22 protein-coding genes are annotated in these 25,386 nt (G+C 42.5%); 17 read left to right on the top strand and 5 right to left on the bottom strand.

The window, feature by feature from the left end; all coding sequences use genetic code 11:
- The 8 genes from QZT73_RS04150 to QZT73_RS04115 all read left to right on the top strand — a co-directional run.
- Window positions 1-191: hypothetical protein (locus QZT73_RS04150; RefSeq protein WP_291786755.1), on the top strand; the 191-nt coding region annotated here is incomplete at its 5' end.
- Window positions 192-299: 108 nt separating this feature from the next.
- On the top strand, window positions 300-2,681 hold the full coding sequence (gene ppsA / locus QZT73_RS04145; protein ID WP_291779069.1) for a phosphoenolpyruvate synthase: 2,382 nt from the start codon (window positions 300-302) through the stop codon (window positions 2,679-2,681).
- A gap of 2 nt (window positions 2,682-2,683) precedes the next feature.
- A complete protein-coding gene (acsA, locus tag QZT73_RS04140; RefSeq protein WP_291786753.1) occupies window positions 2,684-4,399 on the top strand; it encodes an acetate--CoA ligase in 1,716 nt (571 codons plus the stop codon).
- Window positions 4,400-4,404: 5 nt separating this feature from the next.
- Window positions 4,405-5,406, top strand: a complete 1,002-nt coding sequence (pdhA, locus tag QZT73_RS04135; protein WP_291786751.1) for a pyruvate dehydrogenase (acetyl-transferring) E1 component subunit alpha — start codon at window positions 4,405-4,407, stop codon at window positions 5,404-5,406.
- Entirely contained in the window at window positions 5,403-6,389 is a 987-nt protein-coding gene (locus QZT73_RS04130) for an alpha-ketoacid dehydrogenase subunit beta (protein WP_291779062.1), read from the top strand. Before pdhA ends, QZT73_RS04130 begins: the two co-directional genes overlap by 4 nt.
- Entirely contained in the window at window positions 6,386-7,621 is a 1,236-nt protein-coding gene (locus QZT73_RS04125; RefSeq protein WP_291786748.1) for a dihydrolipoamide acetyltransferase family protein, read from the top strand. Before QZT73_RS04130 ends, QZT73_RS04125 begins: the two co-directional genes overlap by 4 nt.
- Window positions 7,618-7,866, top strand: a complete 249-nt coding sequence (locus QZT73_RS04120; RefSeq protein WP_291779058.1) for a phosphopantetheine-binding protein — start codon at window positions 7,618-7,620, stop codon at window positions 7,864-7,866. The genes QZT73_RS04125 and QZT73_RS04120 overlap by 4 nt, the downstream gene beginning before the upstream one ends.
- 19 nt (window positions 7,867-7,885) lie before the next feature.
- The gene (locus QZT73_RS04115; RefSeq protein ID WP_291779056.1) at window positions 7,886-8,326 is read left to right on the top strand and encodes a hypothetical protein; all 441 of its coding nucleotides are present in this window, start codon (window positions 7,886-7,888) and stop codon (window positions 8,324-8,326) included.
- On the opposite strand, the gene QZT73_RS04110 is transcribed toward QZT73_RS04115, so the two are convergent.
- The 3 genes from QZT73_RS04110 to QZT73_RS04100 form a co-directional block, all read right to left on the bottom strand.
- Window positions 8,327-9,085: a hypothetical protein gene (locus QZT73_RS04110; RefSeq protein ID WP_291779054.1), complete on the bottom strand. Its 759-nt coding sequence runs from the start codon at window positions 9,083-9,085 to the stop codon at window positions 8,327-8,329.
- A gap of 9 nt (window positions 9,086-9,094) precedes the next feature.
- Window positions 9,095-9,631, bottom strand: coding sequence for an acyl-CoA thioesterase (locus QZT73_RS04105; RefSeq protein WP_291779052.1), 537 nt, complete (start codon window positions 9,629-9,631; stop codon window positions 9,095-9,097).
- An 80-nt stretch (window positions 9,632-9,711) separates the two neighbouring features.
- The gene (locus tag QZT73_RS04100) at window positions 9,712-10,368 is read right to left on the bottom strand and encodes a protein-L-isoaspartate(D-aspartate) O-methyltransferase (RefSeq protein ID WP_291779049.1); all 657 of its coding nucleotides are present in this window, start codon (window positions 10,366-10,368) and stop codon (window positions 9,712-9,714) included.
- A 111-nt stretch (window positions 10,369-10,479) separates the two neighbouring features.
- Here QZT73_RS04100 and QZT73_RS04095 point away from each other — a divergent pair, with 111 nt between their 5' ends.
- The gene (locus tag QZT73_RS04095) at window positions 10,480-11,073 is read left to right on the top strand and encodes a riboflavin synthase (RefSeq protein WP_291779046.1); all 594 of its coding nucleotides are present in this window, start codon (window positions 10,480-10,482) and stop codon (window positions 11,071-11,073) included.
- 181 nt (window positions 11,074-11,254) lie between these two features.
- Window positions 11,255-11,419 (top strand): hypothetical protein, encoded by a 165-nt coding sequence (locus QZT73_RS04090; protein ID WP_291779043.1) that lies wholly within the window; start codon window positions 11,255-11,257, stop codon window positions 11,417-11,419.
- 190 nt (window positions 11,420-11,609) lie between these two features.
- Here QZT73_RS04090 and QZT73_RS04085 read toward each other — a convergent pair whose 3' ends face one another.
- The gene (locus tag QZT73_RS04085; protein ID WP_291780813.1) at window positions 11,610-12,410 is read right to left on the bottom strand and encodes an N-acetylmuramoyl-L-alanine amidase; all 801 of its coding nucleotides are present in this window, start codon (window positions 12,408-12,410) and stop codon (window positions 11,610-11,612) included.
- Window positions 12,411-12,476: 66 nt separating this feature from the next.
- On the opposite strand from QZT73_RS04085, the gene QZT73_RS04080 reads away from it, so the two are divergent.
- Window positions 12,477-15,242, top strand: a complete 2,766-nt coding sequence (locus QZT73_RS04080; RefSeq protein WP_291780816.1) for a putative LPS assembly protein LptD — start codon at window positions 12,477-12,479, stop codon at window positions 15,240-15,242.
- Between the two features lie 11 nt (window positions 15,243-15,253).
- On the opposite strand, the gene QZT73_RS04075 is transcribed toward QZT73_RS04080, so the two are convergent.
- A complete protein-coding gene (locus QZT73_RS04075; RefSeq protein WP_291786746.1) occupies window positions 15,254-16,402 on the bottom strand; it encodes a heparan-alpha-glucosaminide N-acetyltransferase domain-containing protein in 1,149 nt (382 codons plus the stop codon).
- 160 nt (window positions 16,403-16,562) lie between these two features.
- On the opposite strand from QZT73_RS04075, the gene QZT73_RS04070 reads away from it, so the two are divergent.
- From QZT73_RS04070 to QZT73_RS04045, 6 genes are all read left to right on the top strand, one after another.
- Window positions 16,563-19,127, top strand: a complete 2,565-nt coding sequence (locus tag QZT73_RS04070) for a family 20 glycosylhydrolase (protein ID WP_291786744.1) — start codon at window positions 16,563-16,565, stop codon at window positions 19,125-19,127.
- 57 nt (window positions 19,128-19,184) lie between these two features.
- Entirely contained in the window at window positions 19,185-20,267 is a 1,083-nt protein-coding gene (locus QZT73_RS04065) for an efflux RND transporter periplasmic adaptor subunit (protein WP_291786741.1), read from the top strand.
- A gap of 1 nt (window position 20,268) precedes the next feature.
- Entirely contained in the window at window positions 20,269-21,528 is a 1,260-nt protein-coding gene (locus QZT73_RS04060; RefSeq protein WP_291780827.1) for an FtsX-like permease family protein, read from the top strand.
- Between the two features lies 1 nt (window position 21,529).
- Window positions 21,530-22,213 carry an ABC transporter ATP-binding protein gene (locus tag QZT73_RS04055; RefSeq protein ID WP_291780829.1) on the top strand — a complete coding sequence of 228 codons (684 nt, stop codon included), beginning with the start codon at window positions 21,530-21,532 and terminating at the stop codon, window positions 22,211-22,213.
- Between the two features lie 196 nt (window positions 22,214-22,409).
- A complete protein-coding gene (locus QZT73_RS04050; RefSeq protein ID WP_291786738.1) occupies window positions 22,410-23,501 on the top strand; it encodes a serine hydrolase domain-containing protein in 1,092 nt (363 codons plus the stop codon).
- Between the two features lie 59 nt (window positions 23,502-23,560).
- The gene (locus tag QZT73_RS04045; RefSeq protein WP_291786736.1) at window positions 23,561-24,979 is read left to right on the top strand and encodes a Glu/Leu/Phe/Val dehydrogenase; all 1,419 of its coding nucleotides are present in this window, start codon (window positions 23,561-23,563) and stop codon (window positions 24,977-24,979) included.
- Window positions 24,980-25,386: the final 407 nt, after the last annotated feature.

Genomic DNA, 25,386 nt, shown 5'->3' with positions numbered 1-25,386 from the left:
GTTCAAGGTTCAGGGTTCAAGGTTCAGGGTTCGAGGTTCAGAAGTTCAGGGGTATAAGTGAACTTTACAAGATTCATAAAACTATGAACTGTGAACATTTGAACAAAGTAGGTTCAGGGTTCAGGGTTCAACGTTCAAGGTTGAGGAGTTCAGGGTTCAAGGGATCTTGGTACTTTATACAAAATTCATGAATTTTTATTCAAAAGATTAAATATCAGGTTCTTAAGTGACATTCATCATAATTTTTTCGCTTCCTATCGGTTAAATTGATTCTGATTCCACTAGCTACTCAAATAACCATGTCAAATTACACAATTCCATACAGTCAGATCAAGAATAAAGACCTAGCCAAGGTAGGAGGGAAGAATGCATCTTTGGGGGAGATGATTTCTGAACTTTCTGCTTTAGGGATTAAGATTCCGGATGGATTCGCCACTACGGCCGATACGTTCCGGGAGTTTTTGAAGGAAAATCAACTGGAGAAAGCACTTCAGGAAAATCTTGACCGCTTACAGACTGAGGATTTGGGCAACCTCAGTGAAGTGGGGAAGCAGTGCCGGGATTTGATGGCAAAAGGCAAATTCAGTGATGCCATGAGACAGGAGTTTTTAGCTGCCTACCGGACTTTGGGCAAAGGAAAAATGATCGCTGTGGCTGTAAGAAGTTCGGCCACTGCAGAGGATCTGCCTACAGCAAGTTTTGCCGGTCAGCATGATAGTTTTTTGAATGTAGAGGGTGAAGCAGACTTGCTGGCAGCAATTCACCGTTGCTATATATCACTTTTCAATGACCGGGCAATCAAATACCGGGTGGACAATGGATTTGACCACATGCAGGTGGCGCTATCTGCCGGGGTGCAGAAGATGGTCAGGTCTGACCTGAGCAGTGCCGGGGTGATTTTTACCATAGATCCTGAGACAGGCTTTGAAAACACCATCTACATTACCTCTGCCTGGGGTTTGGGAGAGAATGTCGTGCAGGGAGCAGTAAATCCGGATGAGTTTTACGCTTTCAAACCTTCTATAGAAAAAGGGAAGCAGGCAGTAATCTTTAAGAAATTGGGAGCCAAGGAAAATAAAATGATTTACAATACGGGAGGAGAAAAGCCCATCAAAAATGTAGTGACAAGCATTCCGGAGCGGCAGAATTTTTCCTTGGATCCAGCGGAGGTAGAACTTTTGGCAGACTGGTCTTACAAAATTGAAAAGCATTATGGGATGGCTATGGACATTGAATGGGCAAAAGATGGGCTAACGGGGGAGCTATTCATTGTGCAGGCCCGTCCTGAGACGGTACATGGTGAAAAGGAAGGCGTCAAAATCCAGGAATATAAGTTAAAAAATAAAGGCAAAGCATTGGTGAAAGGTAAGGCTGTTGGCAGTGCCATTGCCTCAGGGCGGGTATGCATCGTCAAATCCATCGCTGATGCCAGCAAAGTTCGGCAAGGAGATATCATTGTGGCCGATATTACCAATCCAGATTGGAATGCCATGCTCAGAAAGGCAGTGAGCATTGTCACCAATAAGGGAGGTAGGACCAGTCATGCATCTATCGTAGCCAGGGAATTGGGGATTCATGCTATTGTAGGTACAGGGAATGCTACGGATAAACTTTTAGATGGTCAAACCATCACTGTTTCCTGTGCAGAGGGAGATGAAGGGATTGTCTATGAAGGAAAGCTCGACTGGGAAGTAGAAGAATTGGATTTTAAATCCTTGGCCCCAACACGGACGCAAGCCATGTTTATCCTAGCTGATCCTTTCAAAGCTTTTCGTCTCTCATTTTATCCCAATGAGGGTGTTGGCTTGTTGCGCATGGAATTTATCATCAGCAATACCATCAGGATTCATCCCATGGCTTTGGTAAAATATGAGGACTTACCAGAAAATAATGACAAGAAGGCCATCGCAGCGATTACCCAGCACTATGCAGATAAGAAGCAATACTTTACAGAGAAACTTTCCGAGCACATTGCCCTGGTAGCTGCAGCCTTTTATCCCAAGGATGTGATTGTCAGGATGAGTGATTTTAAGACCAATGAATACGCCCAACTTATAGGAGGGAAAGGATTTGAACCAGAGGAAGAAAATCCAATGCTTGGTTTTAGGGGTGCTTCCAGGTATTACCATCCCCTTTACAAAGAGGGTTTTGGGCTGGAATGTGAGGCCATGAGAATTGTGCGGGATGATTTTGGGCTGGATAATGTGAAGTTGATGATCCCTTTCTGCAGGACAGTGGATGAGGGTAGGAAAGTGTTGGAAACTATGAAAAATTATGGTTTGGAAAGGGGAAAAAACGGTTTGGAAGTTTATGTAATGGCAGAACTTCCGGGAAATGTGATTTTGGCGGAAGCGTTCGCGGAAATTTTTGACGGGTTTTCTATTGGCTCTAACGATCTGACCCAATTGACATTAGGGATTGATAGGGATTCTGAGATTGTATCCGATCTTTTTGATGAAAACAACGCTGCGGTCAAAACACTGCTTTCACAAGTGATCAGGAAGGCCAAAAATGCCAAACGTAAGGTAGGGCTCTGTGGTCAGGCTCCAAGTGATTACCCTGATTTTGCACAGTTTCTGGTTGAGGAAGGGATAGACAGTATCTCTTTCAGTCCTGATGCCCTTTTGAAAGGGATAGAGAATATCAGTAAAGCGGAGAATAAATTCAAGAACCCAAATTAACCATGAAAAAAGCCAATTTGAAAGATTACGACATTACCTATGGGGCCTTTGACTGGGAGAAAGAAACCGCTGCGCTCAGTGGTCTTCCGGAAGGTAAGGGATTGAATATAGGCTATGAAGCAGTAGACCGTCATGGCTCTGGATCTTTAAAGGATGTTCTGGCGATCAGATTGGTCCGAAAAGACCAAAGTTATGAGGATTTGACCTATGGAGCGCTAAAAAAACGGACTGCTCAATTCGCCAATGTGCTGCGAAGATTAGGAATAGAGGAGGGAGAAAGGGTTTTTTCCCTATTGGGAAGGGTCCCGGAGCTCTACATCACTGCTTTGGGCAGCTTGAAGTACAGAGCAGTGTATTGTCCCTTGTTTTCTGTTTTCGGGCCTGAGCCTATTTTCCAGCGATTGAGTAAGGGAGAAGGGGTCGTTTTGGTCACCAACGTACAGTTTTATCTGAAAAAAGTCAGGGATCTCTTGGGGCGTCTTCCTGCTTTGAAATACATCCTTTTGACTGATGCAGCCGAGGACCTGGACGACCGTGCACTGTCTTTTTCAAAGCTGATGGACAAAGCTTCTGAAGATTTCACCATTCCTCCTACCGGTGAAGAAGATCCTGCACTGTTGCACTTTACCAGTGGGACTACGGGTATGCCCAAGGGGGCTATTCATGTACATAAGGCTGTTTATACCCATTATATTACAGGAAAGTATGTACTGGATTTTCAGCCAGGAGATGTGTTTTGGTGTACAGCAGATCCAGGTTGGGTCACAGGGACCTCCTATGGCATCATTTCTCCTTTAGTCAATGGAGTGACCAGTATAGTGGATGAAGAGGAGTTTGATGCCATGCGCTGGTACAGCATTCTGGAAAAAGAAAAGGTCAATATTTGGTATACTGCGCCTACTGCTATCAGGAGGTTGATGCGCATGAAGATGGTCCCCAGGGAAAAATTTGATCTATCTGCGCTTCGCTTGGTCCTGAGTGTGGGGGAACCCCTTCATGCAGAGGCTGTGGCTTGGGGAAAGGAAGCTTTTGGCGTCCCGATTTTGGACAATTGGTGGCAAACAGAAACCGGAGGTATCATGATTGCCAATTACCCTTCTATGAAAATTAAACCCGGTTCCATGGGCAGACCGCTTCCCGGTGTGGAGGTAGGTATTGCTGATGTGGATGGGGAGCAATTGGTATTATTGGATGGTTCTGATGCACAGGGACATTTGGTCCTGAAAAAGAATTTTCCATCCATTTTCAGGGCATATCTTGGGGAAGAACAACGCTATCAGAAATGTTTTATGGGCGATTGGTACCTAAGTGGTGACTTGGCCAAGAAGGATGCTGATGGCTATTACTGGTTTGTAGGCAGGGCGGACGATATCATCAAAACTTCAGGACATATGGTGGGGCCTTTTGAGGTGGAGAGCAACCTTATGAAGCATCCTGCTGTAGCTGAAGCAGCAGTTATTGGTAAGCCTGAACCCTCCATTGGAGAGTTGGTCAAGGCTTTTGTAGTACTCAAAGAAGGGCATGAAGGCAATGAAGATTTGGAATTAGAGCTTATAGGCTATGCCAGAAAGGTAATGGGGCCTGCTGTTGCTCCCAAAGAGATAGCATTTGTTGACAGTCTGCCGAAAACAAAAAGCGGTAAAATCCTTAGGAGATTATTGAAGGCCAGAGAATTGGGTTTACCCGAAGGGGACCTGTCAACATTAGAAAAAAACTGAAGCACATGAAAAAGACCCAATCTAAATCTAAGTTTCCGGTCAGCAAAGCCGAAGGAAAGCGCTTGCTTCATCAGATGCAACTGATCAGAAGGTTTGAAGAAAAGTCAGCAGAGGTATATACGGAGACTAAGATCCGTGGCTTCCTACACCTTTATGTGGGAGAAGAAGCCGTGGCTGTTGGTGTCATGCAGGCTTTGAAAGAGGAGGATTATATCCTGAGTACTTATCGGGAACATGGTCATGCTTTGGCCAGAGGAATGGATCCGGGAGCGATCATGGCCGAAATGTATGGAAAAGTGGAAGGTTGTGCCATGGGAAGGGGTGGTTCCATGCATCTTTTTGATAAAAATATTCACTTCTATGGAGGCAATGCCATCGTTGGAGGGCATTTACCTATGGCTGTGGGCATGGCATTGGCTTCCAAGAAGCAAGGTAAAAAGAATGTTACCTGTTGCTTTTTTGGTGAGGGAGCAGCTGCAGAAGGAGAGTTCCACGAATCTATGAACCTGGCCGCTTTATGGGATGCGCCAGTTCTTTTCCTTTGCGAAAACAACCTATATGCTATGGGCACTGCCTTGGAATACACCCATTCAGAGCAGCAATTGGAAAAGAAAGGACCCACTTACGGTATTGAAACCGCTACTGTCAATGGCATGGACCTTTTGGAGGTGATGAAAGCTGCTCAAAAAGCCGTGGATTATATCCGGGAAACGGGCAAACCGTATTTTCTGGTTTGCTACACTTATCGATTCAGGGCCCATTCTATGTTTGATGCCGAACTTTACCGTGATAAAGCTGAAGTGGAGGAATGGAAAAAGCAGGATCCGATTCCGCAGTTTAAAAAGTACCTGCTGAAGGAGCAATTGATTACGGAAAAGGAGATTGCTTCCTTGGAGGAAGCGGTGGAGAAAGAAGTGGCGGCAGCGGTGGATTTTGCTGAAAATGGGACATGGGAGCCTATTGAAGATTTGTGTCGATTTGTGTACAGTGAAAACCAGGAACCATGAGCAAAATGAAAACTATCACCTACAGAGAGGCCTTGAAATCTGCGATTCGGGAAGCCCTTCAAAAAGATGAGCGGGTATTCCTGATGGGAGAAGATGTTGGCCATTATGGGGGCGCTTTTGCTGTGAGCAAAGGTTTGCTCAAAGAGTTTGGTCCGGGCCGAATTATGGATGTACCCCTTTCGGAATCGGGTTTTACAGGTGCAGGCATAGGGGCTGCATTGGCTGGGATGCGACCGATTGTGGAAATCATGACGGTCAATTTCAGTCTTTTGGCCATGGATCAGATAATCAACAATGCGGCTACCTTATTGCATATGTCAGGAGGACAGCTCAATGTGCCTGTAGTCATTCGTATGGGTTGTGGCATCGGTAGGCAGTTGGCCGCTCAGCATTCCCATTCTTGGGAGCCTTTTTATGCCCATGTTCCGGGAATCAATGTTTTGGCTGTAGGAACCCATGAAGATGCGAGGGGTATGTTGTTGACTGCTTTGGAAAGTCCCGACCCGGTTATTCTTTTTGAATATACTTCCATGTTGAATTTGGAGGCTGAGATTATTGAAGATGCAGGAGCGGTTGACATTTGTAAGGCAAAAGTCAGGCGGGAAGGTATTGATTTGAGCCTGATTACTTATGGTACAGGGGTATACAAGTCTTTGGAAGCAGCAGAAGTTTTATCCAAGGATGGGATGGATATAGAAGTGATCGATTTAAGGGTCTTACGTCCTTTAGATGAAGAAACATTCTTAACTTCTATAGCCAAAACCCATAAGGCTTTGGTTGTGGAAGATGCATGGAAGTCAGTCAGTATTTCATCTGAGATTAGCGCAAGGATCATGGAAAAAGCTTTTTTTGAGCTGGACTTACCCGTGGAGCGTCTGTGTGGAGTGGAGGTACCCATTCCGTATCCCAAACATTTGGAAGATGCATCAGTACCGCAAGTACAGGATATTGTAGAAAAGGTCAGAAAAATCTTGAAGCCATGATTTCATTTAAAATGCCAAGTTTGGGTGCAGATATGGAAGACGGCACATTAGTAGAATGGAGAAAGCAGCCTGGAGACTTGCTGAAGCGAGGGGATATCATTGCTGATGTGGATACCCAGAAAGGACTGATAGAAATTGAGTTTTTTGGGGAAGGAATATTGGAAAAGCATTTGGTAGCCGAAGGAGAAAAAATTCCAGTTGGTACTGTTATGGCATTGATCCGCGGGGAAAGTGATGAGATAACCGAGGAAATACCTCAAGAAAACATTCCAGATCAGGAGAAAATGGTGGAGCCTGCCAAGGTGGAGGAAGGAAAGATTAAGGTGCCGGTTGCATCTCCCCAAAAAGCAGGAGGGGAAAGGGTAAGGATATCCCCATTGGCCAAGAAAATAGCTGAAGCCCATCAATTGGATATATCTAAAATATCAGGAACAGGTCCTGATGGCGCCATTGTAAAAGCCGATATAGACAAGTGTTTGAGAGAGGGTCAAGAGAAAAAGGCTAAGGCTAAAACAGATCCAATAGTTACTGAACCCAGGTATGAACCTGAATCCAAATTGGCCATACCTGAGTCAGAAGCCATAAGGAAAGCTGTAGCTGCAGCAATGAGCCGATCCAATCAGGATATCCCGCATTACTATTTAGAAAAGCGCATTGACTTCTCTAAGGCCATGCTATGGCTGAAGGAAGCCAATAAAGAAAGGAGTGTACAGCAACGTTTATTGCCAGTAGCATTAATGATAAAGGCAGTAGCCAAAGCCTTGGACGATGTTCCTGATCTCAATGCAGTTTGGGAAGATGGTCTGGAAAGGAAAAACGAAATCAATATAGGTTTTGTAGTTTCCCTGCGCACAGGTGGCATCATGTTACCTGCTATTTTGAATGCCGACACCTTATCGGTTGATGGTATCATGGAAAGACTGAATGACCTCATTCCCAGGGCCAGGGCATTCAAATTACGTAGTTCTGAGCTAAGCAAATCTACCTTTACCATTACCAGCATTGGAGAAGGAGGAGCTGACAAGGTTTATGGGGTAATTTATCCCCCTCAGGTAGGTATTGTAGGTTTTGGTGAAATCAGAGATGAAGCTATAGTAGCAGAGGGTATGATAGGCATCAAACCAGTGGTTGATGTTACCTTGGCTGCAGACCATCGGGCTACAGATGGTTTGATTGGATCAAAGTTTTTGGCATCATTGAATAAATATTTACAAAACCCAGAAAATCTATGAATGAAGAAAGCATCAAAAACACCATATTTCAGCTGCTGAAGCGGATTGCTCCAGAGCATGATCCCAGTACGCTGATGCCGGATGAAAATATCCGGGAAGCACTCAATATTGATTCATTTGATGCACTTCAGTTTATAGTGGCCATCAGTGAAAAATTAAACGTGGATATTCCCGAGGAAGATTACGGGAAAACTGCTACCTTAAAGTCTTTGATGGCTTATTTGCAGCAAAAGATGAAAAGTTAAAAAATAAACCCTAATGACTATGAGCAAAACCACATTTAAGCAAGTGGGTGTCTGGATTGATCATGGAAAGGCCCACCTTATTGGCTACGATAAGGGAAGTGTGCAATTGATTGAAACCATCGATTCTCCCTATGAAAGTATCAAAAGAGTGGATGGAGAAGTGAAAGACATGACCCGTTTTTCACAAAATCCAGAGCATGCTTCCAACAATGAATACAAAAAACACAATACAGCCCAGAACGAAATACAGGAGTATTTCCGCCTCATGGAGCATAAATTGCAGCCATTTGATGACATTCTTTTGTTTGGTCCTGGTACTATGAAAGAAAAAATGAGGAACAGGTTAAGGGAAAATAAGGCTTTCAATGGGAAGTGGCTCTCTGTGGAAACCTCGGATAAGCTCACTGAAAACCAATTATTGGCTTTTGTAAGGGAGTTTTATGACAAAGCAACCCCTTGATCAGCTTATTTTCTGGAAACCGGCCTTGATTTTGGCCACTGCATCAAAGGAGTCGTCAATATTGATGACTCCTTTTCCCATTTCATGCCAATAACCGTCCCCGCATTCTATAAACTGACCTTGGTTTTTGGGCTTTTGTTCCTTGGCTTTTTCGTAATCGTAATCCGGTAGAAAGACAAAAGAGAGCAATTCCTTTGTTGCCTCCCAGTCAGCTTCCTGGATTTTTCCATTGGTATTGACTTCTACTTTTCTAAGGAGAAATTTCATCGTCAATTGGATATGAGTCTCCCTGTCTTTTTCCCGGATAAGGTATTGGATTTGCAGAGGCCTTTCCTTTTTACTGCTTTCATATATGGCCTGAATATAATCTTGGGTAAAAAGTTGCCATTCCTGCTGATTGAGAGGAACCGTCCGACTGATTTTACCATGCCTGTCTTTGGCCAAAACCCGAATTCCACCATCTTCTGTCACCTTGTTATTGGACCACTTGGATTTGGAGTAGAGACTTTTCAAGGGCTCTTCCCAAACCTTGGGTACCTCGCCATGAAAATGGAAATCATCATCTTCCGTAAAACCCTCATCAAAAATTTCTTCTGCTGTTAGTTCCTCCCTATCCGTATACATCAAGTCCAGCGTAGTATCCAGAAAGTTTTTTCCAAAACCTATTTTCAGTTTGAAGGTATGGCTGTAAGGAGGAGGAATCAACCCGGAGTCAAAATCAATTTCAAGGCGTATGAGGTCTTCTGTTTTCAAGTGCATGGCTAATGCTTAATTTTTGGTTTTGCCTTCTTCCAGGTTAAATATAGATTTCAGTTCAACCGCATCTTTTGGATCCATTCTTTTTGCGAGCACCAGACGCAGCTGCCTTCTTCTTAAGGCACCTTCATAAAGTTCTGTTTCTTCCGCTGTTTCCGGAACCAGCTCCGGCACTTCAATTGGCCGGCCGTTTTGATCCACCGCTACAAAAGTGAAAAAAGCGCGGTGGGTCTGTGTTTTTTTATTGCCTGGAATATCCTCAGCCCATACTTCGATAAAGACCTCCATGGAGGAATTGAAGGCCCGGGTTACCTGTGCCTTAAGGGTAACCACATTGCCCAGAGCAATAGGATGCTTAAATGAAATACTGTCAGCAGAAGCAGTAACTACTATTCTATTGGAATGCTTTTGGGCTGCGATTGCCGCTACCACATCCATCCAATGCATAAGTTTGCCCCCCATTAAATTGTGGAGCGTATTGGTATCATTGGGCAAAACCATTTCGGTCATGACGACCTCTGACTGTCTTGCTGTTTTTCTTTTAGTCATAAACACTAATTTTGGACAAAAATACAGAATTTTAATCTAAGAATAAAAAACACAGGCGCATAGTTCAGTATAAAATTTTGTCACCTCCATCCTTCTGCACCGAGTAAGGGAACGAATGCAAAATTGTCAAATGCTTCCTGCTCTATTTTGGTAGCGGTTTTTTTGATCAACCGAAGCATTTTTTGGGTATTTTTATCCCCTACAGGAATCACCAATATGCCACCTATCTTCAACTGTTTTAAAAGGGATTTTGGCACGATGGGGGCACCTGCGGTAACAAGGATTTTATCAAAAGGGGCTTTTCCTGGAAGGCCTTGTGAGCCGTCTCCGAAATAAAAATTCAGGGGAATCCCCAATTTTCCCAAGAATTTTTTTGTCTTTTCGTACAGTTTTTTCTGGTACTCAATGGTATGCACTTCTGCCCCGAGTAGGTGGAGGATAGTCCCTTGGTATCCCGAACCTGTTCCGATTTCCAATACTTTGTCTCCGGGTTGAATCTGTAGCAATTCCGTCTGAAAAGCTACCGTATAGGGTTGGGAAATGGTTTGTCCTTCACCAATGGGAAAAGCCTTGTCTTCATAAGCGTGGGAATCAAGTGCAGTATCGAAAAAAAAGTGTCTGGGTAAGGTATTGATTGCCTCCAAAACGGATTCGTTTTGGATACCTTTTGATTTTAATAATTTGACTAGTTCCCGTCTTTGACCTTTGTGGCGGTAGCTGTCCTCGAGTTTCAACATGCCCATGAAGATTTTTTTATGGATGCTAAGTTAAGGGATTAATTGGCTTAAATTTGAACCAAATTAATGTCCGGATGTTAACCGACTGAATTATCGCAAATAAATCTCAATATGTTTACAGGAATCATAGAAACTTTGGGGACCATTGTCAATATTGAAAAGGAAGGTACCAATGTGCACTTTGACATCAGTTCAGCAATTACCCAGGAATTGAAAATTGACCAATCTGTTTCCCATAATGGGGTATGTCTCACAGTGGTGGCTGTAGAAGGGGAGATTTACCGGGTGACGGCTATCGATGAGACTTTGAAAAAGACCAATTTGAAATCCTGGGCACTGGACAAAAAGGTAAATCTGGAGCGCTGTATGCCTGCCAATGGAAGATTTGACGGACATATCGTGCAAGGTCATGTGGATCAGATTGGGAAGGTAGACCGGATAAAAGAGGAGGGCGGTTCCTGGCTATTTGATTTTTCCTTTGATGCTGCAAGTGGCAATGTGACTGTAGAAAAGGGATCCATTACCATTAATGGTACTTCCCTGACCTGTTTCAATTCCAAAAATGGCCGTTTTACTGTGGCAATTATTCCCTATACCTATGAGCACACTAATTTTCATGAACTGAAAGTTGGTGATGAGGTGAACCTTGAGTTTGATATTATAGGGAAGTATATACAGCGGATTATAAGAGGCTATGGGGAGTGAGGAATAGAAATGTTAAGTGTTAAAAGTTCAGAGTTCAGTCCGCCACGGCGGACAAGTTGTTTTACGAATTGTGTAAGGCACACTGAACCTTGAACTATTGAACTTCTTTAACAATGAACGGATGATAACTTTGTTGTCAGGTTATATGGTTGGAGCTTAGAAGGTTTGGGAGTTTTTTCTTTTGAAGAGCAGGATTTTTGGACCACTAATTACACAGATTTCACACCTGCCTGCTGCAGGCAGGAATTACCTTGATTTTGATGTTGTAGTGGGGGTCCAGCCTTTTTCTGTGATCAGAGCAGCAGGGGTAAGAAAATTAGGTACGGGGCTTTGGCATATAGAATGAGGAGTGGAAAATGTTAAGTGTCAAAAGTTCATAGTTCAGTGTTTTACGAATCTTGTAAGGTACACTGAACCTCGAACCATTGAACTTTGAACTACTTTAACGATGAATGGCCAGCCCTATCTTGCGTCTAGTGTCTAATCTCTAGTATCTCGCAATTGCCTCGTACTTTGTACATGGTACAAAGCAGCTTCTACAAATCCTCCAACTCCTCTTTATAAGCCTTGATAGACCGATAAATGGCTGAAGCCAGATAAACCTGTCCGTCTTTGGAATTTAAAAACCTTTCCTCATTGATGTTTGTAAGGAAACCCAACTCGATAAGTACTGAAGGCATGCTGGTGGTCCACAAGACATAAAATGGGGCCTGTTTCACCCCACGGCTGGAGCGATTGACCCTTGTTTTGAAATCATCTTCAATTTTAGAAGCCAGGGAAATACTGTTGGATAAAAAAGCCTTGTGGGTAAGGTTAAACATCATATAGGATTCTGGAGAAGATGGGTCAAAACCTTCATAGTTTTCCTCATAATTATCCTCTAGGGTAATAACGGCATTTTCCCGTTTAACGATCTCAAAATTGGCCTCAAAGTTTTTGGTACCCATAACAAAAGTCTCTGTGCCATAAACGCCCTTATTACTGACGGCATTACAATGAATGGAAATAAAAAGGTCGGCCCTATTTCTATTAGCAATGTTAGACCTCTCTTTCAATTCCAAAAAAACATCGGATTTTCTCGTATAGATGACTTCAACATCAGGAAGGTATTCTTGTACATATTTACCGACCTGGAGGGCTACAGCCAGGGCAATATCTTTTTCTTTGGAATATGTACCCAATGCACCGGGGTCTTTACCACCATGTCCGGCATCGATAACGATTCGTCTCAATTTGAATTCCGGAGCCTTGGATCCGGTAGTGGAAAACCCACTTAAAAAGAAAAAAATGGTCAATAATGAAATTACAAGAATATTTTTACCGTTAAAACTTCCCATGCGTCTGAATACTGTTAAATTTGCCCGCGTGAAATTTATAAATTTTTAATCAAATAGAAATAGTAAGTGCATAATACTTGGTCAGGATTGTTCTTCCTTCTTTTGACGCTCTGGGTTTTACCCCAGCAGGTATTCTCCCAGCAGAGGGGTACTGAAATAGACCCTGAAATAAGAATTACAGCACCGGACAGTATCTTGAATCCTGCTTCCTTGGTTTTTCCGGATCTGGACTCCTTACTTTTTATCCAAGATACAGTTCCCCGTACAGACACTACAAAAGTAGTGCCTCAAAGTGATATTCAAACCACAATCAACTATTATGCTGAAGACAGTATCATTACGGATTTTACAGAGAATAGGGTTTACCTTTATAATGATGCCTGGTTTGAATATGGTAATATCCGTTTAGATGCTGATCTTATCATTATTGATTGGGACAAAAGTGAACTTTTTGCCTCTGGCATCACGGACAGTCTGGGCAATATTCAGGGCAATCCTATTTTTAAAGAAGGCAATGCCACCTATGAAATACGAAAGGAAATGCGGTATAATTTCAAATCGCAAAAAGCCATCATCAAGGATGTGGTGACCGAACAGCAGGATGGCTTGCTAAGAGGAACGACCATCAAAAAAGACAGGGATGGGAGCATTTACCTGGACCATGGATATTACACCACCTGTAACCTTGAAACACCGCATTGGCATATCAGTGCCGGAAAAATCAAATCCATCAGGGGCAAGCAGGTAGTGACAGGACCATTCAACCTCTATTTCAACAACATTCCAACTCCTGCAGGTTTGCCTTTCGGGATCATTCCTGACACCCCGGATGAAAAAGCTTCCGGTATCGTTTTCCCATCCTATGGACAGGAAAGGGTGAGGGGTTTTTTTCTTAGAAATTTCGGGTATTATTTTGCCTTCAACGATTATGTGCATACCCGCGTCACAGGAGATATCTATTCTTTAGGAGGTTATGGTGCCAAAGCAGCGACCATTTACAAAAAGCGCTACAGGTATAATGGTTCTTTTGATTTAGATTACCAAAGGTTCCAAAGTCCTGAAACAGAATTGAATCCTTTGGACTACAATACCATTTGGGTAAGGTGGTCCCATCAACCCGAGTCAAGGGGCAATTCCAGGTTCTCTGCTTCAGTGAATGCCGGTACGACCAATTATAACAATGTGGTCATTAACCCTACGAATTTTCTTACCAATGTAAATTCAGAATTCTCTTCTAATATTGCTTACAGTAAAACTTTTCAAGGGACTCCCTTCAGCATGTCTGCTAACCTGAGGCATTCCCAAAATGTACAAACAGATGAGGTGAACCTGATATTACCCGATGTAGCCGTCAATATGAACCGGCAAAACCCTTTTCAGAACGTCCGTTTTGAGCCCTTAAAAACTTTGAACATTGCATGGAACTTTAACTTACAAAACTCCATCACCAACCGGATCACTCCAGCTTTTGGTGTACCCAATCAGGCCTTGCAACAAAACATAGGGGAGACAGATTTTACCCAGCCAAATATCTTGCCTTTTAACCTGGCCAATTTACCACAACTTCTTGCAGATGCAAACAATGGAGCAAGGAATACCATTCCCATCAGTTCCAACTTTACCCTCTTCAAGTATTTTACCGGTACAGCTTCCATGAACTTGACAGAACTATGGTATTTGGAAAGGATTAATTTCTTCTATAATCCCGTAGAAGACCGCGTGGATAGGATTTTAGAGAATGGGTTTAACAGGGTCAGTTTCTTCAACAGTTCCTTTAATCTGAATACCAACGTATACGGCTTTTATAATTTCAAAAGAAGCAAGAAAATTGAAACCATCAGGCACCATATGCAGCCTTCCATAGGTTTTAATTTTACGCCTGATTTTTCCAATCCGGCCTTTGGTTATTACCAATCGGTGCAGGTGGATGAAGAAGGGAGGCGGCAGCTCTTTTCGCGGCACCAAGGTTTTATTTTTGGAGGTGCCCCACTCGGAGAAGCCAGGGCCATGAGTTTTAGTCTGAGAAATGTGGTAGAGGCCAAAATTAAAACAGATAAAGAGGGAGAGGAAGTTGAAACCAAAAAAATCCCCTTGCTTCAATCCTTGAATATCGCCACCAATTACAATTTTGCAGCGGATTCCTTCAACATGTCTCCGATTAATTTCAATACCAGGACATCATTCTTAAATGATCAGCTATCAGTGAACCTTTCGGGAAATATAGACCCCTATGCGCGGAGGGAATTTACCAATACACAGGGACAAACGGTAGAACGCAGGGTTAACCAATTTGCGTGGCAAGCTGGGCAGGGGATAGGTACATTGCGATCTCTGCAGATGAATATCAACGGAACAATCAATCCCAGCCAGAATACCAGGAATCCAGGCGAAGTAAGGGAGGACATTACCAATGACTTCCTTCAGCAAGGGGGTGTCATGAACGAGTTTGTGGAAGAAGAAATCAACCGCATTGTCAATGACCCCTCCCAATACATTGACTGGAGTCTTCCCTGGAATTTAGGTTTTGGTTTTAACGTTGCCTACAACAGGTCCCAATCAGGACAAACCAACATTACTTCTGCGCTGAATATCAATGGAGATGTGAAGATATCCGATAAGTGGAAAATTAACTTCAATGGCGGTTATGATTTGATGACAGCCCAGATCACGCAGACTATGATCGGTATCGCTAGGGATTTACATTGTTGGCAGATGAATGTCAACTGGATTCCATTTGGACGATTTACCTCTTATAATGTGGACATCCGTGTCAAATCTTCCATCCTTCAGGACTTGAAAGTTTCCAGAAGAAGGGCATTCTTTGACCGGTAAGTGCTATCCAATCATACTTTGATGTAGATTTTCTTCTTATCCATCCAAAGCCCGATCAGCCAAATGAGCAGCATATAGACGATGGAAAATAGGAGGGAAGCATCTTTTGGTCCCAGCCAAGAGGTAAACAGGTTTTCATAAATCATACCTTTAAAGCTTTGATCCCCGATCCTAACCGCATAAAATAAAGATATCAGTACTCCTGACAGTACATAAAGGATCGATGGATTTCTTCCAAAAACTTCGAAAGGATAAGTCCAGTCTCTCTTTTTCCACACTTCGATAACCAGCATTAAGAATGCAATGAGGAAGAGATCCAGGCTGATGGTCAGGAGAACATAAGGGCTGGTCCATATTTTTTTATTGATAGGGAATACCAAATCCCAGAGCAGACAGATTACCAAAAGCCCAATTCCCCAGAGAATTAACTTTTTGACGGTATTCGTATTATTTCCCAAATCCTGAATGAATTTTCCCACCAAGAAACCGGCAATCACATTTACCACAGAGGGAAAGGTGCTTAGAACTCCTTCCGGATCGAAAGGGATACCCTCTCCCATATACAGGTTATTGGCACCAATGAGCCATAAGTCCAGTTTTAATGCAGCATTGCCAGTCAATGAATAGGGGTCTCCCGCATCACCAAAGAAATACATCACTGCCCAATATCCCAGTAATGCCAGCGCACTGTATACCAAAGCCCCTTTTTTCCCAAGATAATATAGGATCAACGCTGCCAACATGTAACAGAGTGCGATGCGCTGCAATACACCCAGAAGCCTGACCTCTGACCAATTGATCATGGAATAACCTGTTTCCGCTGAGTAATTCACAAATGGAAATGCATTGAGCAACCAGCCGATAAGGAAAATCATTAAAGTTCTTTTGAATACTTTTTTCAAGAAAAGAGACTGGTCCATGGCCCCCATTTTCTTCATGGAGAAGCTCATGGCATTTCCTACCACAAAAAGAAAGGTAGGGAATATCAGGTCCGTGATGGTAAAACCATGCCAATCTGCATGCATAAAGGGGGCATACATATGGGACCAGCTCCCAGGGGTGTTGACTACAACCATCAGGGCTATGGTCAATCCTCTAAGGACATCCAAGGCAAGGTACCGTTCTTTGATTGGGACACCTAAGGTCTGTACTTGGTTCATAATTTGATAAATATTTTTGGGTAATAATGAGACTTTTGCGAAAATATAGAATATCACAAAGAATAAAGCTAATAAAATTATGTAGAAAGCACTTAATGAATGAGGGAAGAATCTTTGGTTTCTAAAGGATTTTGTGCATTTTAGCTTGTAAAAAAATACTATGAGAAGCTATTGGCTAGTCCTGGGCATTTTATTTCTTCTTTTTCTCAATGGTTGTTCCTCCAAAAATGGAGAAGAACTTGCTCAAGAAGTCCATATGACTTGGGAATTGGTTGAGAATGAAGTGCAACCTTCCCAGCGCCATGTTGCCAAGTGGATAATGCACAATAATGGAGATGTGGCAATAAGGCCTAGCTGGGAATTGTTTTTTAATACCATCTTTCTTTCAGTCGATCCAGAGGTATTGAAAGGAGATGTGGCCATCAGACACCTTTCTGGAGATTTCTTTCAATTGGTACCTTTAGAGGGTTTTCCGGTGCTTCAACCAGGAGAAAGCCATGAGATCATATATGCATCCAATAATTTTTTGACCAAAAACAGCCATGCGCCTCATGGGCTATATCTTGTGTTTGAGGGAGAGGAAAATGGTTGTGTGATTCAAAATCATGAGATAAAACCCATATTATTGAAGCATCAATTGGCAGCGGTTAAGGATACCCCCATTCCTATTCCAACACCCGATTTTCTTTTTGCCCAAAATAAAGGGATGTCTTTATTGAAGCAGGAGGCACTGAGTCCAGTTATACCCAGTCCAAAATCCTATAAGTGGGGAGAAGGCGAATTGCTTTTAAAGGGAGATATAGTGATTCATGCCGGTCCATTTCAGCAGGAAGTGGACAAATTTATTCAGATTATCCAACCTCATTTTACCGGTACGATTCGTTCAGGATCGGAGGAAGAGGCACAGATCAGGTTAGAGAGACCTGTAGATACCATGGAGAAGGAAGCCTACTCCTTGTCCATCGAGGAAAAGGTAAGTATCGCTGCTTCCGGTGAAGCTGGTGCTTTTTATGCGCTTCAGTCTTTATTGGGGCTTTTACCTTGGGATTTTTTTGGTGGACAGCAAACGGAAATTAAACTCTCTAGGATAGAAATCCTTGACGGGCCGCGTTTTGCGCACAGGGGTTTGTTTTTAGATGTAGCCAGGAATTTTCAAAGCAAAGATGCTGTACTTAAGCTTTTGGATCTGATGGCCTTCTACAAGCTGAATGTTTTCCATATCAACTTGGCCAATGATGAAGGTTGGCGGATTGAAATTCCTGGCTTACCTGAATTGACGGAAGTTGGAAGTAAAAGGGGACATTCTAAGGATGAAGAGGATTTCTTATGGCCCTATTACGGATCTGGACCTGATTGGGAAAACTCCCCCAATGGGACAGGATTTTATACCGTTTCCGATTTTAAAGAAATCCTAAAATATGCACAGGATAGACATATTGAGGTAATTCCTGAAATCGGTGTGCCTGCCCATTCCAGGGCTGCCATCATAGCCATGCGCAAAAGATACCATCAAAAAATGAATGATGGTGATCAAGAGGGGGCCTTGGAATACCTTTTAGAGGATTTTGAGGATACCTCTACCTATCTTTCTGCACAGAATTTTAGGGAAAATACGATCTGTATCTGTCAGGAATCGGCATTCAGTTTTTATGAGAAAGTGGTGGATGAAATCCAGGAAATGTACCGCTCCGCTGGGGTTCCCTTACAAACATTTCATACAGGGGGCGATGAGGTACCAAAAGGTGTTTGGACACAGTCTCCCGTTTGTAGCCAATTCATTGCATCCACCGATGGGATACAAGATGTACACGACCTGTCCAATTATTTCTATACCCGGATCAATAAGCTATTTAAAGAAAAAGGAATTCAAACTGCAGGCTGGGAAGAAATTGGACAAATGGAACTTCAAGAAGCAGGCAAGGAGGTTGTAAGACCTAATCCTGAATTTGCAGAGGCTGGTTTTAGGGTTTATGCATGGAATGCGGTAGCAGGATGGGGAGGGGAGGATATGGCTTATCAACTGGCAAACGCCGGTTATGAAGTGATTATTTGCAATTCTTCCAATATTTATTTTGATCTGGCTTATAATTTGGACCCCAATGAGCCAGGGCATGAATGGTCAGGTTATGTAGATCTAAAAGCTTCCTGGAGAATGGTGCCTATGAATAATTTCATTTCCAATGACACGGACATGTATGGCCGTCCCATTGATCCAAGCGAATTGGCAAATGGAAAGGTGAAATTAACGGAGAGGGGTAAGTTGAATATAAAAGGGATTCAGGGTCAACTTTGGACCGAGACCGTTAAAGGACAGGATATGATGGAATATTATTTACTTCCTAAAATGCTTGGTTTGGTAGAACGGGCTTGGGCAGCTGATCCTGACTGGACAAGGATTAATGATGCAGAGAGGCGTTTGGCAGCAAGGGAAGAAGATTGGAATAAATTTGCCAATGCCGTAGGGCAAAGGGAATTGCCAAGATTGGATCATATTTTTGGCGGATTCCATACACGGATCCCCAAGGCGGGAGCCATTGTCCATGATGGCCTTTTGCATGCCAATGTGGAGACCCCTGGTTTACAGATAAGGTATACCAGAGACGGAACGGACCCTGATATAAACTCTCCTTTGTACTCTGCCGAATTTCCTGTGGAAGGGAAGATTTGCTTAAAAGTTTTTACTCCTTCAGGGAGATCAGGTTCAACTATTTATGTTAAAAACTAGGAAAAGGTTCAAATTTACAGAAGTAAAAATTAAATTCGTTTCGTTAATCCATTGGCTATGAAACCATCAATTTTTACTGTACTGTCTCTTGTATTTATTTTTCCCTTCTCCTGTACCCAAAAACATGAGACGGTTTTCCCCACAGTGGAAGATATTTCAGAATCCGTTTTTGCTTCCGGTGTTATCAAGTCAAAGGATCAATACAGGGCATATGCCAATACTACCGGAATTTTAAAGGAAATCTACGTAGATGAGGGAGATGAGGTAGAGATGGGAGCGGTCATTTTGGAAATATTTAATGAGACAACCCGTTTGAACAGGGAATCGGCGGCTCTTGCCAGGGCCTATGCCGACCAAAAAGAAAACAAGTCCAGGTTAAAAGAGCTGGAGGTCAACATTGAATTGGCCAGCAATAGGTTAAAGAATGACTCATTGCTGCTAGCGCGCCAAAAGCGGTTATGGGGACAAGGGATCGGGAGTGCATTAGACTTGGAGCAAAGGGAATTGGCTTTCGAAAACGCAAAGACCCAATACCAATCTTTATTGTTGAAATATGAAGATTCACTAAGGGAAATTGTCTTCAATGAAAGCAATGCTTCAAAGCAACTGGCTATCACCAAAGCCCAGGAAAGTGACCTTTTATTGACCAGTAAAGTAAGGGGTAAGGTTTATGCACTTTTGGTGGAGAAAGGCGAAATGGTCAATCCTCAGACCCCCTTAGCAATAGTGGGAAGTAGGGATGAATTTCTGATAGAAATGCAGGTGGACGAATATGATATTGTAAAGATAAAGCTGGGCCAAAAAATACTGGTAAGTTTGGACAGTTATAGAGGGGAAGTTTTCGAAGCGATTGTTACAAAAATCAACCCCATTTTGGATGAACGGAACAAGAGCTTTACTGTAGAAGGGGAATTTGTAAAAAAGCCTGAGGTGCTTTACCCGAATCTTAATTTTGAGGCGAACATTGTCATACAAACCAAGCAAAATGCTTTGACCTTACCAAGATCCTACCTTATCAATGAAAATGCTGTACTCAGTTCCCAAGGAGACACTTTACCGGTAGCACTTGGTTTGAAAGGATATAGAAAAGTAGAAATCATTAGTGGGGTTGATGCTTCAACCCAACTCAGAAAACCATGATATGAGGTTTGCATTAATAGCTGAAATTGCCAAAGCGCTGATGCTGGCACGTTTTCGACAGACGATGGTCGCGGCAATTGGTGTAACCTTTAGTATTACCATGTTCATTGCCTTATTGGGCTTTATGAATGGGTTGAATGATCTTTTGGATGGCTTAATTTTAAACCGCACCCCGCATATTCGCTTTTATAATGATATCAAACCGAATGAGGATCAGCCCATTAATATTTCGGATGAATTCCGTGATTTTTTCAATATTATCAGGTCTGTAAAACCATCGGTCAGCAGGGTGAGCATATACAATAATGGAGAAATTATCCGCACGCTTGATGGGGATGAGCGTATTTTGGGTGTAGCACCAAAAATAGCCATTCAGGTTTTTTTCAATGTAGGGAATGTAGATCTTCCAGGCGTATTGAATGGGGTAGAGGTAGAGGCAGAGGATAAGCTTTTTGCTTTTAGTGATTATGTGGTGGAAGGTTCATTTATGGACTTAAAATATACTGCAAACAGTATCATTTTAGGAAAGGGAGCTGCAGATAAAATGATGGCCGAAATTGGTGATTTTGTTCAGGCTACCACTGCGCAGGGCAATAGGCTACAATTAAAAGTAGTAGGTTTTTATCAATCAGGACTGGGAGAACTTGATAATTTACAATCATATGTTTCTATCGGAACAGCGCAGCGGATGCTGGGGGAGACTTCTTCTTACATTACTGATATCCAGGTAAAAATGCATGATTACGCTTTGTCACCGGCCGTTGCAAGGGAGTATAGCAGTATTTTCGGTATTGATGCAGATGATATTCAAACAATAAATGCACAATTTGAAACCGGTTCGCAGATCCGTTCATTGATCAGTTATGTGGTGGGCATTACTTTGTTGATAGTATCTGGCTTTGGGATTTACAATATCCTGAATATGATGATTTATGAAAAGATGGATACCATTGCCATTTTGAAAGCAATAGGTTTTTCAGGGACAGATGTGAAGACTGTATTCACCACAATCGCCATAAGCATAGGTTTGGCAGGGGGGCTGATGGGGTTATTTTTCGGATTTGTAGCGAGTCTAGGGATAGAGAGGATCCCTTTTGAAACAGAGGCACTGCCTACGATCAAAACTTATCCGGTAAATTTTGATCCAAAGTATTATATTATTGGGGGTGTTTTTAGTTTGGTGACCACATATCTGGCAGGGTATTTTCCTTCAAGAAAGGCCAGTAAAGTGGACCCAGTTGAGATCATAAGAGGCAAATAGGATGCAGAAAAAAAAGATCATTGAAGCCAAGAAGATCAATAAATTCTTTTACTCACCGGAAAAGACCCATGTGCTGAAAGATGTTTCTTTCGTTGTCAATAAAGGAGAGTTCGTCTCTGTTATGGGGAAATCCGGATGTGGTAAATCAACATTGCTTTACGTGCTTTCTACCATGGATACGGATTATGAGGGGCAATTGTACCTGGACGACCTTCTTGTAACAGGGGCGTCATCCAATCACCTTTCCCGGATTCGAAATGAAAAAATAGGATTTGTTTTTCAATTCCACTACCTGATCAATGAGTTTTCGGTTTTGGAAAACGTGATGGTTCCAGGACTAAAGCTGAATAAAAAATCAAGGGAAGAGCTGGAACATATAGCCATGGAGAAACTTAAGATTTTCGATATGGAAGATCATGCCTTCAAGAAGGCCAATCAGCTGTCTGGTGGACAAAAGCAAAGGGTTTCCATCGCAAGGTCACTGATCAATGAACCCCTGATCATCATGGGAGATGAGCCGACAGGTAACTTGGATAAGAAAAATTCAGATCTTGTATTCAATATATTTAAGGAATTGGCCAGAGAATTCCATCAGACCATGCTTATTGTTACACATGATCAGGATTTTGCCAATGGAACAGATAGGACCATAGAAATGGAGGATGGAAGGATTATTTCCCAGTAATTTCACTTTATGACATTTTATAGACCTCTGACAGTTCAATTGCCTAACTTTTGGTATTTTCCCTGCAACTTAGAAGAGGATTTATCCAACAACAAGGATTGGTACTTTTTAATCAGATTATAGTTTTTAATTCAGGCATCAAATTTGATTAGATTAAGCAATTCTTTTTAAGTGCACTTCAAATTATTATATGCTCATGATCAGGTGTTTATATCTCTTTGTTTTCAGCTTCAGTTTTATATCATGTTCTCCCGATGAAGTTCCTGACAGCGTTGATGGCGATTATTATTTTCCTCCATTGGGTAACGGCGTTTGGGAATCCACATCCGCTTTGGATTTGGGTTGGGATACTACTACAATGGATGATTTGAATCAGAATTTAGAAGAGAATGGAACAAGGGCATTTATCATATTGCACAAGGGGAGGATTGTAGTAGAGGAATATTTTGGAAGTAGGCTGCTGGGCAACCAGGCTTTTGAACAATCTTCCAACTGGTATTGGGCATCAGCTGGAAAAACACTGGCCGCAGTATTGGTGGGATTGGCACAAGAAGAGGGCCTCTTGACTTTGGATGATCCCAGCTCCACTTATCTTGGTGAGGGTTGGACATCTCTGGATCCTATACAGGAACAGAAGATTACCCTTTGGCATCAGTTGACCATGACAAGCGGATTGGATGATGAAGTTTCTGATCGGGATGATTATACTCCCGGTAATTTGACATTTAAGGCAGAGCCAGGAAGCAGGTGGGCATATCATAACGCACCTTACACTTTATTGGAAAAAGTTATTACAGAAGCAACTGGAAGGCCCTTTGAGCAGTATTTTAGAGAAAAAATCGCTTCAAAAATAGGAATGGGAGGTTCATGGCAGAGCCTTGGTTTCAATAATGTTTATTTCAGTGATGCCCGATCTATGGCCCGTTTTGGTTTGTTACTATTGGCCAATGGCTTATGGGATGGGGATACGGTTTTAGAGGATGGAATTTTTTTAAAAAATATGATTTCGCCCAGCCAGAATTTGAATCAAAGTTATGGGTATTTATGGTGGTTAAATGGCCAAGCAAGTTTCATGGTGCCCGGCTTACAGGTTCAATTTCCTGGAAAATGGACTCCTGATGCTCCTGATGATATGGTCTGTGGCTTAGGAAGGGATGGACAGTATCTCTGTGTTGTCCCGTCAATGGACATGGTATTGGTGAGGATGGGAGAGAGCCCTGACCAATCCCTGGTTCCTTTTGCTTATCTTAATGATATTTGGAAGGAACTGAACAAAATCATTCCGTAAAACCTGGATGTTTCCCCTAACGTTTGTATTTTAAATTTTCACACCAAAAAACCATTTTTATGACCAAGAAAAAAAATTACAGTTTGTTTGATGATGTTTGTGGATTTGTGGATGAAGCGGCCTCAATGATGGATATTCATCCCGGATTATTGGATCAGATCAAGCAATGCAATAGTATTTTGAAGTTCAATTTTCCTTTAAGAAACGATGATGGAACCTATGAGGTCATTACGGGCTACCGTATACAGCATTCGCATCACAAATTGCCGGTCAAAGGGGGGATTCGTTACAGTACCCATGTAAATGAAGACGAGGTTAAAGGGCTTGCAGCGCTCATGACTTATAAATGTGCTTTGGTCAATATTCCTTACGGAGGAGCTAAAGGTGGTGTTAGGATAGACCCAAAGAAGTACAATGCCACACAGTTGGAAAGGATTACAAGAAGGTATACTGCTGAATTGATCAAGAAAAAATCCATAGGTCCTGCTTTGGATGTACCGGCCCCTGATTATGGAACGGGTGCCAGGGAAATGGCCTGGATTGTTGATACTTTTGAGGCTTTCAATCCGGAACTCATCAATGCCAAGGGATGTGTAACAGGTAAACCCTTGTCTCAACATGGAATTGCTGGCAGGACAGAGGCTACTGGGCAGGGTGTGTTTTTTGGTATTCGAGAGGCAGTCAGTGTAGAAGAAGATATGGCTGAATTGGGATTGACTACCGGCCTGAGGGGGAAGAAAGTCATTATTCAGGGATTGGGTAATGTGGGTTATTATTCTGCCAAGTACCTGTCCGAAGCAGGAGCAAAAGTTGTCGGAATTGCTGAATGGAATGGAGGAATATGGGATGAAAAAGGGATAGACATTGAAGCTATCAAAAACTATCAGATAGAAAACAAAGGATTCAAAGGGTATCCCAAGGGGCTGTTCATCCTCAAACCCAGTGACTTATTGACCTATCCATGTGATATATTGGTGCCAGCAGCTTTGGAGAATCAGGTAACTGCTGAAAATGCAGATAAAATTCAAGCTAAAATCATTGGAGAAGCGGCAAATGGCCCAGTGACCCAGGAGGCTGAAAGAATTCTTTTGGAAAAAGGGGTCATGGTCATTCCTGACATGTACCTCAATGCAGGTGGTGTGACAGTTTCTTATTTTGAATGGCTAAAGAACCTATCTAGGGTTTCCTTTGGTAAGTTGGAAAAGCGGTATGATATGGAAAAGTACAGGAAGCTCATGGGTACCATTGAAAATGCTACTGGCGAAGCCTTTACCGATGAAGAGAAAGATGCTTTAATTAAAGGAGCTTCCGAGCGGGACCTGGTCCTTTCAGGGCTGGAAGAAACCATGGTGACGGCTTATCATGACATGAATCAAAAAAGGAAGGAGAAGGCTATCAAAAGTCTTAGAACTGCCGGATTTATCTTGGCCTTAGAAAGGATAAGGACCAGTTATTTGGATTTGGGTATTTTCCCTTGATGAGGATTGGAAATAGGACAAGGAAAAAGGGTTGGACTTTTGAAGGTAAAAGTGAACCTATATTTAGCCGTTATGTTGAGAATGTAACATTTAGGAAAACGTACAAAAACGAAGATGACATGTTGATTGCCGTCATTCTGATCTCTAGTAATTCGGGAGAAGCATCTCTTGTAGTTTAGGAGATGCTTCGATTCCGCAAGCTCCGCTACCATTGACAGGTTACTGGAATCGTCACCCTGAGTGAAGCGAAGGGTCTCCCAAAATAGAGGAGATCCTTCTCCGCCTATGGCGGATCAGGATGACGTATTAAGTGATGTCATTCCATTCTCTGTAAATACCAAATTTTAAAATCTCAGTATGACGGGTTCTCCTATCTACAATTGGTGGATTTCAAATAGGCAGCTGTT

Source organism: Cecembia sp., assembly GCF_007126775.1.
Classification (GTDB): Bacteria; Bacteroidota; Bacteroidia; order Cytophagales; family Cyclobacteriaceae; genus Cecembia.
The sequence above is the reverse complement of the archived record's forward strand: the minus strand, read 5'-3'. Positions and strand labels throughout refer to the sequence as shown.